The sequence below is a fragment of the Streptomyces sp. CNZ287 genome (genome assembly GCF_007827615.1).
The window spans coordinates 259,816-274,220 of sequence record NZ_VISV01000001.1; the positions used below are offsets into that span (position 1 = coordinate 259,816).

A 14,405-nucleotide genomic window follows, 5' to 3' on the forward strand; every position below is an offset into this window, starting at 1 on the left:
TACGGCTTTACACGAGAAGTACCGTTCTCGGCCGGAAGTTCGAATCGGCGGTGACGGGAGACAGGGCCAGGGGCTGGGGTTACTTGACGGGCAGGTGGTAACTGACCCGGTAGCGATCGGCCGGAACGATGACGTCCGCGGTTTCGACGGCCCGCCCGGAGGCGTAGAAAGTCCGCTGGATGCAGAGCACCGGCCGCCCCGGCAGGGCGCCCAGCGCGTGCGCCTCCTCTGCCAGCCCGGGGCGGGTGCCGACCTCCTCCACGACGTTGTCCACGACGACGTCGATCGCCGCCATCCGCTCCACCACGCCGCAGCCGGCGAGCGGGCCCTCCTCGGGCAGCATCACGGGGGTACGTCCGGTGAGGGCCAGCGGCTCCCAGGAGGTGGACAGCAGCACGGGCTCGCCGGCCGAGCGGAAGACGTAGCGCGTACGCATCACCGGGTCGCCGGCGCCCAGGTGCAGCCGGGCGGCGACCGCCGCACCCGCGTGCTCCTGTGCGCTGCGCGACTCCCAGGAGCCGGTGACCGACTCGTCGGCCTGCTCCTGGCGGAAGGGGGTGAGGTCGGCGAGGCCGCGGTAGCCGGTACGGACCAGCCGGTGCGGCTCGGGCCGCGAGCGCACGTACGTGCCGGACCCGGACCGGCCCTCGACCAGGCCCTCGGCCATCAGCACCTTGCGCGCCTCCAGCGCGACGGTGTCGGAGACCCCGTACAACTGGCGGATGCGCGCCTGGGAGGGCAGCCGGGCGTGCGGCGGCAGTTCGCCGCTGACGATCTTCCGGCGGAGGTCCGCGGCGACCCGCAGGTAGGCGGGCTGCTCTCCTAGAGGCACCGTTTCTTCACACCCCCGTCGCCGCAGTCGCCGTCCCGGCCCCGGCTCTCCCCGGCCTGCGCCTTTGCGGCCTGAACACGCGCGAAAGCTTGGCAACCCGCGCCCGGGGCCCGCAACCCCGGGGGAGAGCTTTACGGAGTGCGTTCGCCGGCGGGTGTGCGCGGGAGTCCCGGGGCGTACGCCCGCCCGCTCGCGGCGCGGCCCACGGGCCCGTCCGCAGGCCGCTCCCCGCCCCCGGCACCCCCCGGGGCGCCCCTCACAGGCCGAGGACCAGGCGGGCGAGGAGGAAGTAGATCACCAGCCCCGTGGCGTCGACCAGCGTGGTCACCAGCGGGGCCGAGATCACCGCCGGGTCGATCCCCAACTGCTTGGCCAGCAGGGGCATCACGGAGCCGACCGAGGCCGCCCACGCGCAGATCAGGATCAGCGACAGCGACACGGTCAGCGCGATCCGGCCGTCCGTCATGACCGTCGCCAGCACCATGCCGACGATGCCGAGTCCCACGCCCAGCAGGAACCCCACCCGGCACTCCCGCCACGCCACCCGCACCACGTCGCCGGGGCGCAGCTCGCCGACCGCGAGGGCGCGCACCGCGCCGGTCGCGGCCTGGGCGCCGACGTTGCCGCCGGTGCCGACGAGCAGCGGGATGAAGACCGCCAGCTCCGTCACCGCCGACAACTCCCCCTCGAACGCCTGGAGCACGCCGGCGGTGAGGGTGGCGGCGAGGATCAGCAGGAAGAGCCAGATGATGCGCGCGCGGGCGAGCCGGAAGACCCCGACGGACAGGTAGTGCCCCTCGACGGGTTCGGCGCCGGCCTGGCGGGCGATGTCCTCGGTGTCCGCCTCCTCGATCAGCTCGATGGCGTCGTCGACGGTGAGGATGCCGACGACCCGGTCCTCGCTGTCCACGACGGGCAGGCCGAGGAGGTTCGCCTCCTGCATGAGGCGGGCGGCGGTCTCGGCGTTGTCCGTGGCGTAGACACGCGGGAACTCGGTGTCCACCAGCTCGATGAGCGGCCGCCCGGGCGGGGCCAGCACCACCTCCCGCAGGGAGACGACGCCCACCAGGTGCCTGCGGTCGTCGACGACGGGCAGCGTGTAGACGGTCTCGGCGTCCGGGCCCTGGGCACGCACCCGTTCCAGCGCCTCGGCGACGGTGGACCGCTCCTTCAGCCGCACCAGCTCCGGCGACATGTACCGCCCGACGGCGTCCTGTTCGTAGCCGAGCAGCGGGGCGGTGAGGGCGCGTTCGCGGGGGCTCAGTCCCGCCAGCACGCGCTGGGTGAAGTTGGCGGGCGCCTCGCCGAGGAGGCGGGCGCGGTCGTCGGGGTCCATCTCCTCGACGACGTGCCGGAAGGTCTGGTCGCGCAGCCCTTCGAGGATCTTCTGCTGGTCGCCCGCGCCCAGTTCCTCGAAGACCTCGACCGCGCGGTCCTTCTCCAGCAGCCGGAAGCAGAAGACGGCGGTGACCTCGTCGGCACGGGCGAGTTCGTCGGCGACGACGTGCGGGGGGTGGTCGGCGAGCCAGCGCTGGAGCCCGGCGACGTCGTTGCCGTCGAGGAGGGTGCCGAGATCGGTGTCCGCGGTCATGCCCGTACTCCCTCCGTTCGGGCCGCTGTCCGGCTTCACCCTAGAACGTGCCGATTATCGCGCTGAGCAGGGGCGTGCGGCCGGGTGCGCCGTACCGTACGAACCCTTGACCCCTATTGGTCTAGGCCAATAGCGTTCGGCGCACCCGAGAGAAGCGCGATCTCCCGAGAAGAGGGTTTCCATGCACCGAAGACTCGTGCGCCGCCTGGCCGTGGCCGGCTGTGCGCTGTCCCTCCTGGTCACCCCCGGCCTCACCACGGCCGGCGCCACCGCCGCGACCCCCGGAGAGGCCCCGCACCGCACCCCCGCCGCCGCGGGGCAGCAGGGCGGCGACGACCACCGCGGCGACCGCGATGAGGCCCGGCGCGTCGGCTACTTCACCCAGTGGGGTGCCCGGGACCGCGCCTTCCTCGTCAAGGACCTCGTCACCAGCGGCACCGCCGCGCGGCTGACCCACCTCAACTACGCCTTCGGCAACGTCAGCCCGGACGGCAAGTGCTTCGAGGACGACATCCCGGGCGAGGGTGACGCGTTCACCGACTACCGGCGGACGATGACCGCCGCCGAGTCCGTCGACGGCCGCGCCGACTCGCCGCGGCAGCGGCTCGCGGGCAACTTCAACCAGATCCGGGAGCTGAAGGCCGAGTACCCCGACCTGAAGGTCATGATGTCGCTCGGCGGCTGGGCCTGGTCCACGTACTTCTCGGACGCGGTCCGCACGCCCGAGTCGCGCAGACAGTTCGTGTCCTCCTGCATCGACCTGTTCATCAAGGGCAACCTGCCGCGGATCGACGGGCGCGGCGGCCCCGGCAGCGCGGCGGGCGTCTTCGACGGCATCGACCTGGACTGGGAGTGGCCGAACTACCCCGGTGATGTCGACACCGTCTACCGCCCCGAGGACAAGGAGAACTTCACCGCGGTCGTCGCCGAGTTCCGCCGGCAGCTCGACCGGGTGGAGCGCTCGCGCGAGGGCCGCGGCCGGCACCTGCTGCTGACCGCGTTCCTGCCGGCGAACGCCAACGCCATGGACGCGGGCTACGAGACCCGCAAGCTCTTCCCCCACCTGGACTACGCCACCCTCCAGGGCTACGACCTGCACGGCGCCTGGGAGAAGAACACCAACCAGCAGTCCGCCATCCACTCCCCCGACGACAGCCTCCAGCAGGTCGTCGACGACTGGCTGCTCCGCGGTGCGCCGCGGGACAAGCTGGTCCTCGGCATCCCCTTCTACGGCCGCGGCTGGAAGGGCGTCGAGGGCGGCGGCACCGGCTTCAACCAGCCCGCCGCGGGCGCGGCGCCGGGCACCTGGGAGGCGGGCTTCGAGGACTACAAGGTGCTGAAGGAGTTCGCGGCCTCGGGTGAGTACGAGGTCTACCGCGACAGGAAGAACGGCCACGCCTGGCTCTTCGACGGCAGCACCTTCTGGACGTACGACGACCCGAAGGTCATCGCCCAGAAGGCCGAGTACATCGACGACCGCAACCTGGGCGGCGCGATGGTCTGGTCGCTGGACGGCGACGACGACGGCGAGCTGTACCGGGTCCTGGACCGCGGTCTGGACTGACCCGGCGAGGCGGGTGCCGGGTCCGGCACCCGCCTCGTCGCCGCACACCCGGCCCGTTCGGCCGCGTGGCCCGCGGGCGGGGCCGGGGCGTGACACCGCGTCATGTGACCATGGCGGCATGACAGACAGTGCTCACGCGTCCCTCGCGCCCCTCCCCGACGACTGGCACCGGGCCCTCGCGATCGTCGCCCACCCCGACGACCTGGAGTACGGCACCGCCGCCGCGGTGTCGAAGTGGACCGACGCCGGCAAGCAGGTCGCGTACGTGCTCGCCACCCGCGGTGAGGCCGGGATCGACGGGATGGAGCCCGGCGAGTGCGCCCGGGTGCGGGAGGAGGAGCAGCGGGCCAGCTCCGCGGTCGTGGGCGTGACCGCGCTGGAGTTCCTCGACCACCGCGACGGCGTCATCGAGGAGGGCCTGCCGCTGCGCCGCGACCTCGCCGCCGCGATCCGCCGGCACCGCCCCGAGCTGATCCTCACGATCAACCACCACGACACCTGGGGAGCGGGCCCCGGCGCCCCCCGCAACACCCCCGACCACCGGGCCGTCGGCCGGGGCGTGCTGGACGCCGTCGGCGACGCCGGCAACCGCTGGATCTTCCCCGAGCTGCTGGAGCAGGGCCTCCTGCCGTGGGGCGGCGTCCGCTGGACCGCCGTCGCCGGCTCCCCGTACCCCACGCACGCCGAGGAGGTCACCGAGAGCGCCAGGGACCGGGCCGTCGCGTCGCTGGCCGAGCACCACGCGTACATCGTCGGGCTCGGCGAGGAGGACCCGCACGCGTACGCCCGCACGCTCATCGGGGAGATGCTCGCCGACACCGGCAGGCTGTGCGGCACCGACCTCGCCGTGGGCTTCGAGCTGGTGCCGCACAGCTTCGGGGACTGACGCTTGACCTTGACGTTACGTCAACTTCTACGGTGAAGGCTCACCGACCGGGCAGTCAGGACCGAGGAGCTCGCACGCCATGGAGTGGTCCATCCAGGAGATCGCGCGCACCGCGGGCACCACGAGCCGCACCTTGCGCCACTACGGCGACGTGGGGCTGCTCCGTCCCAGCCGCGTGGCGGCCAACGGCTACCGCTACTACGACGAGCAGGCCCTGGTCCGGCTGCAGCGCATCCTGCTGCTCCGCGAACTCGGCCTCGGCCTCCCGGCCATCGCCGAGGTGCTCGACGCCGGCGGCGGCCCCGGGGACACCGCGGCCGCGCTCGCCACGCACCTGGAGCTGCTGGAGCAGGAGCGGCGGCGCCTCGGGCGGCAGATCGCGTCGGTGAAGACCACGTTGCGGAAGCTGACGGAAGGGGAGCCGCTCATGGCGGAAGAGGTGCTCGACGGGTTCGACCACACCCGGTACGAGGAGGAGGTCACGCGGCGCTGGGGGAAGGCGGCGTACGAGCGGAGCGACCGGTGGTGGCGCGCGCTGAGCGAGGAGGAGAAGAGCGACTTCCAGCGCCGCCAGCAGAACATCGCCCGCGACTTCGCCGCGGCGCACACGGCGGGCGAGACGCCGGACGGCGCCAGGGCGCAGGAGATCGCGCGGCGGCAGTTCGAGTGGATCAGCGCCGGCTGGCAGGGGCAGGGGCCGTCCGCGGAGGCGTTCGCGGGTCTTGGACAGATGTACGTGGACGACCCGCGGTTCGGGGCGCACTACGACGCGCACGGGGAGGGGACAGCCGTCTTCGTACGGGACGCGATGCGGGTGTACGCGGAGCGCGAGCTGGAGTAGGGGCGCCGGACCGGGGCCCGGGCGGGGCAACGCCCGTACGCCGCAGGTGCGGTGCGCGCAGGCGCGGGCCCGGTGCCCGTACGCCCGTCCCGCCCGGCCCGTGCCCGCGCCGAAGGGCCCGCCGACCGGCGGGCCCTCTTCCCTGCGCCCCCTCATGCCGCCAGCGCGACCGTCTCGACCGCCGGCGTCCGCAGCACCCGCCGGGTGGTGCCCAGCGCGGTGACCATCGTCGCCGCCGCGGCCACCCCCACGACCGCCAGCCAGATCCCGTACCCCGCCGAGGGCAGCACGTCGTCCGTGCGGGCCACCGTGAAGGGCACGATCCCGGCGACCGCCGCGAGCGTCCCGAAGAACACCCCGGTCACCGTCAGCAGCAGGCCCTCCAGGCCGACGCCCGCCAGCACCTGGCCGGGCGTCGCGCCCGCCAGCCGCTGCTGGCCGAACTCGCGGCTGCGGTACGAGGTCGCCGCGTACAGCGTGTTGATCAGCATCACGCAGGCGAAGACCGCGATGATCCCGACGACGACGAAGTTGAGGGTCTCCAGGTTCTTGTCGTCCACCGACTGCGTCAGCCCGGCGGCCTCGATGCGGTCGTTCTCCACGGACTGCATGTACAGCGTGGCGACCGAGATGCCCACGAACAGGACCATCGGCATCAGCACCCCGGACAACTGCGCGGCCCGCTGCCGCAGTCCGTGCACCGTCAGGTAGCCGCTGCCCCCGCCGAACGCGGTGAGGAGCCCGCCGGCGAGCCGCAGCAGCCCGCCGAGCAGCGCCGGCGAGAAGGCCGCGAAGCCGACCGACAGCAGGATCGCCCCGTACGCCGGCGGCGCCATGGCCTCGGGACCCGCGTCGCTCATGGCGAACCCGGTCAGGCACAGCGCCGCGCCCAGGCCCAGCGCGGCGTAGCCGCCCCAGGTGCGCAGCCGGCGGCGCGGGGCGCGCTGCTCGCGCGCCTTGGTGGCCCGGCGCACCGCGAGGAACGCGGCGCCGACCGACGCCAGCAGCGTGATGTCGATGCCGGACATGAGCGCGATGGTGCCGAAGGCGTGGTCGACGTCGTCGGCGACCTGCCCGCTGTCCTGGAACATGTCGAGCAGGATCCGGCCGCCGGTCATGCCGGGCACGATCGCCAGCAGCGACCCCACGAGGCCGACGACCGCGGCCTCGCCGACGATCATCCTGGTGATCTGCGCGGGCGTCGCGCCGGTCGAGCGCAGCAGGTCGATCTCGGCGGTGCGCTGCCGTACGGCGACCGTGAGGGTGGACGCGACGGCGAAGAAGACCAGCAGCGAGCCGTAGCCGCCGACGACCATGGCGGCCGTGGACAGGGACTCCGAGCTGACGTCGTCGACGCCCTTCGCGCCCGCGGTGTCGAGCAGCGAGTTGAACATCATGATGATCGTCGCGCCGAGGAATGCGGACAGGAGCGTGGCGGCGAAGCGGCCGGGCCGCTGCCGGATCGAGCGCATGGCGAGCGAGAACACCGGTCAGACCCCCGTCGGCGCGGAGTGGCGCGGGTCGTGCTGCCGGGCACCGGCTTCGTACATGTCGCCGAGGTGCGTCATCCGCTCCGCGACGGCGTCGGCGGTAGGGGCGTTCATCTGGCCCACGAGCCGGCCGTCGGCGAGGAAGAGGACGGAGTCGGCGTACGAGGCGGCCACCGGGTCGTGCGTCACCATCACCACGGTGCGGCGGTCGACGCGGACGGTCTCCTGGAGCAGGCCCAGGACGTCGCGGGCGCTGCGGGTGTCCAGGGCGCCGGTCGGCTCGTCGGCGAAGACCACGCTCGGCGCGGCGACGAGCGCGCGGGCGATGGCGACGCGCTGCCGCTGGCCGCCGGAGAGCTGGTCGGGCCGGTGCCGCATCCGGTCGGCGAGGCCGACGCGGGCCAGCACCTCGCGGACCCGGGCGCGGTCGACGCGGCGTCCTGCGAGCTTGAGCGGCAGCACGGTGTTCTGCGCGACGTTCAGCGTGGGCAGCAGGTTGTACTGCTGGAAGACGAACCCGATCCGCTCCCGGCGGAACTTCGTCAGCTCCGTCTCGCTGCCGCCGGTCATCTCCGCGCCGTCGACCATCACCACGCCGCTGTCGGGCCGGTCCAGGCCCGCGGCGCACTGCAGCAGCGTCGACTTCCCGGATCCGGAGGGCCCCATCACGGCGGTGAAGGACCCGGCCGGCAGGCTCAGCGTCACCCCGTCGAGCGCGGTGACGGCGGCCTCCTCGGCGCCCCCGGTCCCGTAGACCTTGGTGACCTTCACCAGCCGCAGCGCCTCGTGCGGCGCCCCGCCGGCGATGGGCCCCGCGGCGGTCCCGCTGCGGTCCTTGCGTCCGAACATCGTCTTCACCCCTCGTTGGTGCGGCACTCCCTGCGCCTGCCTTCGAAGCTACGGACGGTGACGGGCGCGGGCACTGGGCGCACGACCCCAATGGGGGGTGGTGTTACGTGCACCATGGAGGGTCGCCTTGACCTGAAGTGCGGTTGAGGTCGGAGGCTTGCCGGGCCACCGACGAGAGGAAGCGACCATGATCCTGGTGACCGGAGCCACGGGAAGAGTAGGAGGTCAGGCCGTTGCGCAGGCGCACTGGGCGGGCCTGCCGGTACGCGCCCTGGTGCGCGACCCGGCCCGCGCGGACTTCCCCGAGGGGGTGGAGGCCGTACGCGGGGACCTCGCGGACCCGGCGACGCTGGGCCCGGCCTTCGCGGGCGTCTCGGCGGTCTTCCTCGTCTGGCCTCTGCCCACCGCCGACACCGCCCCCGCGGTCCTGGACGCGGCGCATGCCGGGGGCGTACGGCGTATCGCGTACGTCTCCGCCTGGGGCGCGTCCGACGACCCCGAGGAGGAACCGGAGGGCATCCTCGGCTTCCACACCGCGATCGAGCGCCTGCTGCGGGCCTCGCCCCTGGAGTGGACCCTGCTGCGCGCCGGCGGCTTCGCCGCCAACACCCTGCACTGGGCGGACCAGATCCGCGCGGGCGACGTGGTGCACGCCCCGTACGGCGAGGCGGGCCGCTCGCTCATCCACGAGGCCGACGTCGCCGCGGTCGGCCTCCGCGCCCTGACCCACGAGGGCCACGCGGGCGCGACGTATCACCTGACGGGCCCCGAAGTCCTCACCCAGGCCGAGCAGGTCCGCACGATCGGCGAGGCCCTGGGCCGCGACATCCGCTTCGAGGAGTCCCCGCCGGAGGTGGCCCGCGAGGCATACGTGGCGGCGGGCCTGCCCCCGTCGTTCGCGGACGGCATCCTGGCGGCCCACGCCGAGCTGGTGAAGCACCCGGAGCCGGTGACGGAGACGGTCGCGGAGGTGACGGGCCACAAGGCCCGCACGTTCGCCCAGTGGGCGAGGGACCACAGGACGGACTTCGGCGGCTGAGTCGTCAGCGCGCGGCGTCGATGAGCGCCAGCACACCCGGCACCCAGTGACGGCCGTAGCGGGCCTGGAGTCCGGGCAGTCGCCAGTCGTCGCCGGTCACGGTCCCGCGGCACTCGGGCGTGCCGCAGGCGCAGTCAAGCACGAACGCGGGGTCCCAGGTGCTGGTGGCGTAGTCGCTGGTCAGCTCCTCGCCGGTGCGGATGTCGCGCCGCGCGAGCAGGGTGTACGGGCCGTCCCACCACAGGGTCGGGTCGCCACTGTGGTTGCTGAAGCCGACGGCCTGTTCGCCGCGGGGAGGCAGGACGAGGTGGGCGGTCCGCGTGACGGCGATGGTGTCGACGTACGGACCGCCCGACCGGCGTGCGGCGTCGAGGAGTTCGCGGAGTTCCCGATCCGGCACGAGCCGCCCGCCCAGCCGGGCCACGACGGTACCGGCGCCGATGGGTGCACGCGCGACCAGGCCGGTCCCCGCGATGGCCGAGGGCCGGACCTCGGCGTCGGGGTGCAGCAGGCAGCGCGGGCCGGGTGCGGATTCCATCGGTCCATCGTGCCGGTCGGCCGCGGGGGCGGCGACGGGCGCGGAGCGAACCGCCCGCCGTCAGCCGGGTGCGGTCAGTGGACCGTCCAGCGGTAGGCGCGGGTTATCGTGCCGCCGGAGGGGTCCGGGAACTGGGCGGTGCCGAGGGCTTCGCCGGTGGTCGTGAGCCAGCTTGCCTCGCTTTCCACCGCGCCCGGGGGGAGGCCCAGGTCCACGACGCGGCCGTGGCGCCAGTAGACCGCGCGCTGGCCCTCCTCCGTGAAGCAGTGGCCGACCGCGTCGCCGCGGTCGTTGAGGGCCGCGGCCGTGGTGCCGTAGACGGCTTCCGGGAGGGTGGGCAGGGGCCTGAGGCCGCGGCGGGGGGACCAGAGGAAGGGGCCGGCGGTGGCGGTGCTGCGGCCGATGACCTCGCCCCGGGTGTTGAGGAAGCGGCCGTCGAGCGGGACGCTGCTGGCGCCGCCGTCGAAGCGGGTGAAGTCCGTCAGCCGGTCGCCGTCCCAGACGAACGCCCGCCACTCCCCCGTGTCGCCCTCCGCGGAACCCGCCACCACGCCGCGGGCGTTGACGCCCGCGCCGAAGACCGGGCGGTACGCGCCGGTGAGGCGGGTGAGTTCGGTGACCCTCCCCGCGTGCCAGAGGAACGGATCCCGCGACCAGGCCATGAAGCGCACCTGGCCCGCCACGACATGGCCGCCCGCGCCGAGCGCGTCGGGGGCCGCATTGACCGCCTCCGGGTCGGGGGGCGTGATCCGTACCGGAGCGGCGGCGGTGGCGGGGCGCAGGACGTACAGGCCGCCGCGCGGCGGGAGTTCGGGGTCGGCCTGGAACTCCGTCTGGGTCTGGACGAGGACCCGGCCGCGGTCGTCGATGTGCGTGCCCCACGCCCGGTGGTCGTCACCCGCCAGCACCCGCCGGGGCGTGCCCCCGCGGCCCCACACGACCGCGTGGGTGCGGTTCTCGTCCGGCAGGAAGTGGTAACCGACCAGCGCGCCATGCCCGTTGACGCCCTGGAGGGTGTACGAACCGGAGGCGTGCAGCGCACGCGGCCACCGTACCCGCGTGCCCTGCCACACCGCCTGCGCCTCCTCGCCGTCCGGCCCCAGTGCGCGGCCCACGGCCCGGCCGGAGGGGTGGACGTACGACAGGAGCGTCATCGGCAGCGAGCCGCCGGGGTTGGCCAGCGGGCGGGCCACGACGCGGCGGCCCCGTGCGGCGGCCTGCTGTGGGACCACGGCGGCGATGCCGCCCGCGGCCGCGCCCGCGAGCAGCGCTCGCCTGGCTATGTGCCGGTTCTCGGGCACGTCTCTCCTCGGAGTCGGGTGTCCGTGGGGGGAGACGCGACCGCCACTGTCGCACGGCCCGCGGCGCGTGCGCTACGCCCTCAGGGGTTCGTCCACGCGTCGGGGTCCTCCGCCAGCTCGTGCACGTACCCCGGCAGCCGCGCCGACGCCACGTCCGCGAGCGTGACCTCCCCCAGGATCCTGCGCACGTTCACGCGCAGCGCGATCCACAGCGGCAGCAGCGACTCCGCGGGCCCCACGTACGACAGCTCCGGCGGCCGGGCGCCGCGCACGGAGACCAGCGGGCCCTCCACGACCCGTATGACGTCGGCGATGGTGATCTCGTCGGCGGGCGCGGCGAGGCGGTAGCCGCCGCGGCCGCCGCGCTGGCTGACGACCAGCCGGCCGCGGCGCATGTCGCCCAGGATGCTCTCCAGGAACTTGTGCGGAATGCCCTGCGCGTCCGCGATGGCCTCCGCCTTGACCGGGGCCTCCTCCGTCGCCGCCGCCAGCTCCAGTGCCGCGCGCACCGCGTAGTCTGCTCGTGCCGAGATCCGCATGCCGGTCATTATGTCTGCACGGCGCCCCCGGCTCCGCCAGGGGCATGCGCGTCCCCGCACTCCGGCGCCGGAGTCTGTCGTGCGGGTCCTGCCGGATCAGGGAGCGGCGGCCGGTCCGGGAGCGGGATCAGGGCGCGGACGCGGTAGCCGCCGCGGGGGCGCGGGGCGGCGTGGAGCGTACCGCCGTAGACCGCGAGGCGTTCGCGCAGGCCGATGAGCCCGCGGCCGCTGCCGGCCGCGGCGCGGGCGGCGGGCGGGCCGCCGGTGTCGGTCACCTCGACGCGCAGCTCGCCGGGCGCGTGCGCCACGGAGACGGCGACCGCGGCGCCGGCGGCGTGTTTGACGGCGTTCGTCAGCGCCTCCTGCACGACGCGGTACGCGGCGAGGTCGACGCCCGCGGGCAGCGGGGCCTCGGGGGCGCCGGTCACGGAGAGCTCCACCGGGACGCCGGTGTCGCGTACGCGCCCGGCGAGGGCGGCGAGTTGGCCGAGGCCGGGCTGCGGGGCGAGGTCGACGGCGAGTGCGGGATCGCCCGCGGCTGATGGCGGATCGGGGGCGCGGTCCGCCCCGCGGGCGGTCATGCCGCCGTCCCGCTTGCCGTACGCCGCCGGACCCGGCCCCGCAGCCGGGTCCGCGGCCGGGCCGGCCGCCGGGTCCGCCGCCGCCATCGTCAGCAGCCCCATCACGTGCCGCAGCTCCGCCATCGCCGCCCGCCCGCCGGCCTCCACCGCGCGCATCGCCTCCCGCGCCTGCTCCGGCGACGTGTCCAGCACCTTGCGCGCCGCCCCCGCCTGGATCGTCATCATGCTGACGTTGTGCGTGACGACGTCGTGCAGTTCGCGCGCGATCCGCGACCGCTCCTGGTCCACGGCCAGCCGCGTCGCCGCCGCCTGCTCCTCCTGGAGGGCGCGTACGCGCTGCTGCCACGTGTGGATCGCGTTGGCGGCCAGCCCGACCGGCAGCAGCACCAGCAGCGGCAGGAACCCGCGCCCCACCTCCGGCACCACCCCCGCCGCCGCGAACAGCGGCACCCCGGCGAGGACGCTCACCAGCGCGCTCCTGCGGTACGGGCTGTACATCACCGCGCTGTACGCCGCGACCACCCCGGCGGCGAACGCGAACGCCGTCGCGCCGCGGGCGACTTCGCCCAGGTGGAACGCGACGGCCGCGCCGAGCACCGCCCAGAGCGCGACGAGGGGGTAGCGGCGGCGGACGACCAGCGGGAGGGCGGTGAACGCGCCGAGCACCAACTCCCAGCCCCGGACGGGCGGGAGCACGTGCTCGACGACGGGCGGCGGATACACCTCCCCACGGCGCGGCCCTTCCGTCCCGCCCCGGCCGGGTTCCGGCACTCCCCGCGAACCGGGCTCCGGCACGGCCGGCGGACCGTCCTCCGGTAGCCCCGGCAGCCCCGGCAGGCCGGGCGGCGGGGGCCGCGGGGCGATCTGCTGCGGGCTGTCGCCGCGCGGCTCGTAGAAGGAGCGGTCGAGGTCGGCGACGACGGTGCCGACCGACAGCACGAGGGCGAGGGCGACGTCCGCGGTCCAGACCCACCGGGACGGCCGCGGCGGCGCGATCCCGCCTGCGGCGGGCCGACGGGATCCGTCGCCGGGCGTGCAGCCCGCGCCGCCGGCCAGGCAGCCGGCCGCGCGGCTCGCGGCGCGACGCAGCGTCCGGGCCATCGCGCGCCGGGCCCCGGGGCCCGCCCCGCGGCCCCCCGGGTCCGTTACCGGGCCGCCGACCGGCCGCCGTTCACCCGCCCCACCGCCCGCCGGCCGTCCCACGCCGCCGTTCTCGTACGCCTCCCGGCCCGTGCCCCGGCGCACGAACCACCCGCGCACCCGCCCCACCGCGCGTCCCGCCCCGCGCCCGTACCGCCCGATGGCCCCGCCCGCCCACGTCACCGCCTCAGTGTGCCAACCCGCCCGCCGCCGCCGGATCCACCGCGGGACCCACCCCGCGTCCATCCCACGCCTACCTCGCGCGGATGACGCCGCCCGCCGTCGGCCGGATGCGGTACGGACCTTCCGCACCGCGGCCGACGTGCCCGCGCCACCCCGCGCCTAGCGTCTGCTGCCGCACACCGACCGCCGAGCTGGGGAGGACCCGGGCCATGGCCGCACCACCGCACACCGCCCGCACCGAGAGCGACCACGATCCCGGGGTACTCATCGACCTGCGCGGGGTCAGCAGGACGTACGACGAGGGCCCGCCCGCGCTCGACGGCCTCACCCTCGCCGTCCGCACCGGGCAGGCGCTCGCCGTCCTCGGCCCGTCCGGCAGCGGCAAGTCGACGCTGCTCAACCTCATCGCGGGCCTGGACCGGCCGAACGCCGGCACCGTCACCGTCGACGGGCTGCGCGTGGACGGGCTGAGCGAGAGCGCGTCGGCGAAGTACCGCAGGGCCTCGGTCGGGATGGTCTTCCAGTTCTTCAACCTGCTCGACGATCTGACGGTGGCCGACAACGTGCTGCTCCCCGCCCAGTTGGCCGGGATGCCCCGCGCCCGCGCCGCCGCGCGGGCCGCGGAGCTGCTGGCGTACCTCGGCATCGAGCGGCACGCCCGCGCCTACCCCGGCCGGCTGTCGGGCGGCGAGCGGCAGCGCGTGGCGGTGGCGCGGGCGCTGATGAACCGCCCGCCGCTGCTGCTCGCCGACGAGCCCACGGGCGCGCTCGACACCGCGTCGGGGGCGGAAGTCCGCGAGCTGCTGCGGGACTTGCACGCGGACGGGCAGACGATCGTGCTCGTCACGCACGACCTGGCGCTGGCGGAGTCGTGCGCGACGCGGACGGTGGAGCTGGTGGACGGGCGGATCGCACGGGACAGCGCGGACGGCGGCACGGACGATGGCACAGACGATGGCACAGGCAGCGGTACGGGGACCCCGTACGGGACCTCCGCCGCGTACCGCGACTCCCCCCGGGCCGCCCGGTGA

13 protein-coding genes are annotated in these 14,405 nt (G+C 74.9%); 5 read left to right on the forward strand and 8 right to left on the reverse strand.

The genetic code is table 11. The features are described 5' to 3' along the window. Nucleotides 1-79 precede the first annotated feature (79 nt). On the reverse strand, nucleotides 80-832 hold the full coding sequence (locus tag FB457_RS01160) for a GntR family transcriptional regulator (RefSeq protein ID WP_047017861.1): 753 nt from the start codon (nucleotides 830-832) through the stop codon (nucleotides 80-82). 256 nt (nucleotides 833-1,088) lie between these two features. Further along, the gene (gene mgtE, locus FB457_RS01165; RefSeq protein WP_047017860.1) at nucleotides 1,089-2,423 is read right to left on the reverse strand and encodes a magnesium transporter; all 1,335 of its coding nucleotides are present in this window, start codon (nucleotides 2,421-2,423) and stop codon (nucleotides 1,089-1,091) included. Between the two features lie 181 nt (nucleotides 2,424-2,604). On the opposite strand from mgtE, the gene FB457_RS01170 reads away from it, so the two are divergent. The 3 genes from FB457_RS01170 (at nucleotide 2,605) to FB457_RS01180 (ending at nucleotide 5,714) form a co-directional block, all read left to right on the forward strand. Further along, nucleotides 2,605-3,987: a glycoside hydrolase family 18 protein gene (locus FB457_RS01170; protein ID WP_047017859.1), complete on the forward strand. Its 1,383-nt coding sequence runs from the start codon at nucleotides 2,605-2,607 to the stop codon at nucleotides 3,985-3,987. Nucleotides 3,988-4,105: 118 nt separating this feature from the next. Further along, a complete protein-coding gene (locus tag FB457_RS01175) occupies nucleotides 4,106-4,873 on the forward strand; it encodes a PIG-L deacetylase family protein (RefSeq protein ID WP_047017858.1) in 768 nt (255 codons plus the stop codon). 79 nt (nucleotides 4,874-4,952) lie between these two features. Beyond that, the gene (locus tag FB457_RS01180) at nucleotides 4,953-5,714 is read left to right on the forward strand and encodes a MerR family transcriptional regulator (protein ID WP_047017857.1); all 762 of its coding nucleotides are present in this window, start codon (nucleotides 4,953-4,955) and stop codon (nucleotides 5,712-5,714) included. Between the two features lie 152 nt (nucleotides 5,715-5,866). Here the strand turns inward: FB457_RS01180 and FB457_RS01185 are convergent, their stop codons facing one another. Together FB457_RS01185 and FB457_RS01190 are read right to left on the reverse strand one after the other, a co-directional pair. Continuing rightward, complete coding sequence (locus FB457_RS01185) at nucleotides 5,867-7,201, reverse strand: FtsX-like permease family protein (RefSeq protein WP_145780488.1); 1,335 nt, start codon at nucleotides 7,199-7,201, stop codon at nucleotides 5,867-5,869. 3 nt (nucleotides 7,202-7,204) lie between these two features. After that, entirely contained in the window at nucleotides 7,205-8,053 is an 849-nt protein-coding gene (locus tag FB457_RS01190; RefSeq protein WP_486588890.1) for an ABC transporter ATP-binding protein, read from the reverse strand. A gap of 187 nt (nucleotides 8,054-8,240) precedes the next feature. Between FB457_RS01190 and FB457_RS01195 the strand changes: the two genes are divergently transcribed. Then, a complete protein-coding gene (locus tag FB457_RS01195; RefSeq protein WP_047017855.1) occupies nucleotides 8,241-9,092 on the forward strand; it encodes an NAD(P)H-binding protein in 852 nt (283 codons plus the stop codon). A gap of 4 nt (nucleotides 9,093-9,096) precedes the next feature. Here FB457_RS01195 and FB457_RS01200 read toward each other — a convergent pair whose 3' ends face one another. From FB457_RS01200 to FB457_RS01215, 4 genes are all read right to left on the reverse strand, one after another. Further along, on the reverse strand, nucleotides 9,097-9,630 hold the full coding sequence (locus FB457_RS01200; RefSeq protein ID WP_145780490.1) for an SET domain-containing protein-lysine N-methyltransferase: 534 nt from the start codon (nucleotides 9,628-9,630) through the stop codon (nucleotides 9,097-9,099). 74 nt (nucleotides 9,631-9,704) lie between these two features. Then, nucleotides 9,705-10,931: a hypothetical protein gene (locus tag FB457_RS01205; protein ID WP_145780491.1), complete on the reverse strand. Its 1,227-nt coding sequence runs from the start codon at nucleotides 10,929-10,931 to the stop codon at nucleotides 9,705-9,707. An 80-nt stretch (nucleotides 10,932-11,011) separates the two neighbouring features. After that, on the reverse strand, nucleotides 11,012-11,470 hold the full coding sequence (locus FB457_RS01210; protein WP_047020342.1) for an RrF2 family transcriptional regulator: 459 nt from the start codon (nucleotides 11,468-11,470) through the stop codon (nucleotides 11,012-11,014). Between the two features lie 8 nt (nucleotides 11,471-11,478). Then, complete coding sequence (locus FB457_RS01215; protein ID WP_078898706.1) at nucleotides 11,479-13,152, reverse strand: sensor histidine kinase; 1,674 nt, start codon at nucleotides 13,150-13,152, stop codon at nucleotides 11,479-11,481. 431 nt (nucleotides 13,153-13,583) lie between these two features. Here FB457_RS01215 and FB457_RS01220 point away from each other — a divergent pair, with 431 nt between their 5' ends. Continuing rightward, entirely contained in the window at nucleotides 13,584-14,405 is an 822-nt protein-coding gene (locus tag FB457_RS01220; protein WP_347612644.1) for an ABC transporter ATP-binding protein, read from the forward strand.

Excerpts from the sequence above, each read along its gene's own strand:
- mgtE (WP_047017860.1), bottom strand. The coding sequence starts at position 2,423 with ATGACCGCGGACACCGATCTCGGCACCCTCCTCGACGGCAACGACGTC.
- FB457_RS01170 (WP_047017859.1), top strand. The coding sequence starts at position 2,605 with ATGCACCGAAGACTCGTGCGCCGCCTGGCCGTGGCCGGCTGTGCGCTG.
- FB457_RS01175 (WP_047017858.1), top strand. The coding sequence starts at position 4,106 with ATGACAGACAGTGCTCACGCGTCCCTCGCGCCCCTCCCCGACGACTGG.
- FB457_RS01180 (WP_047017857.1), top strand. The coding sequence starts at position 4,953 with ATGGAGTGGTCCATCCAGGAGATCGCGCGCACCGCGGGCACCACGAGC.
- FB457_RS01190 (WP_486588890.1), bottom strand. The coding sequence starts at position 8,053 with ATGTTCGGACGCAAGGACCGCAGCGGGACCGCCGCGGGGCCCATCGCC.
- FB457_RS01195 (WP_047017855.1), top strand. The coding sequence starts at position 8,241 with ATGATCCTGGTGACCGGAGCCACGGGAAGAGTAGGAGGTCAGGCCGTT.
- FB457_RS01200 (WP_145780490.1), bottom strand. The coding sequence starts at position 9,630 with ATGGAATCCGCACCCGGCCCGCGCTGCCTGCTGCACCCCGACGCCGAG.
- FB457_RS01210 (WP_047020342.1), bottom strand. The coding sequence starts at position 11,470 with ATGCGGATCTCGGCACGAGCAGACTACGCGGTGCGCGCGGCACTGGAG.
- FB457_RS01215 (WP_078898706.1), bottom strand. The coding sequence starts at position 13,152 with ATGGCCCGGACGCTGCGTCGCGCCGCGAGCCGCGCGGCCGGCTGCCTG.
- FB457_RS01220 (WP_347612644.1), top strand. The coding sequence starts at position 13,584 with ATGGCCGCACCACCGCACACCGCCCGCACCGAGAGCGACCACGATCCC.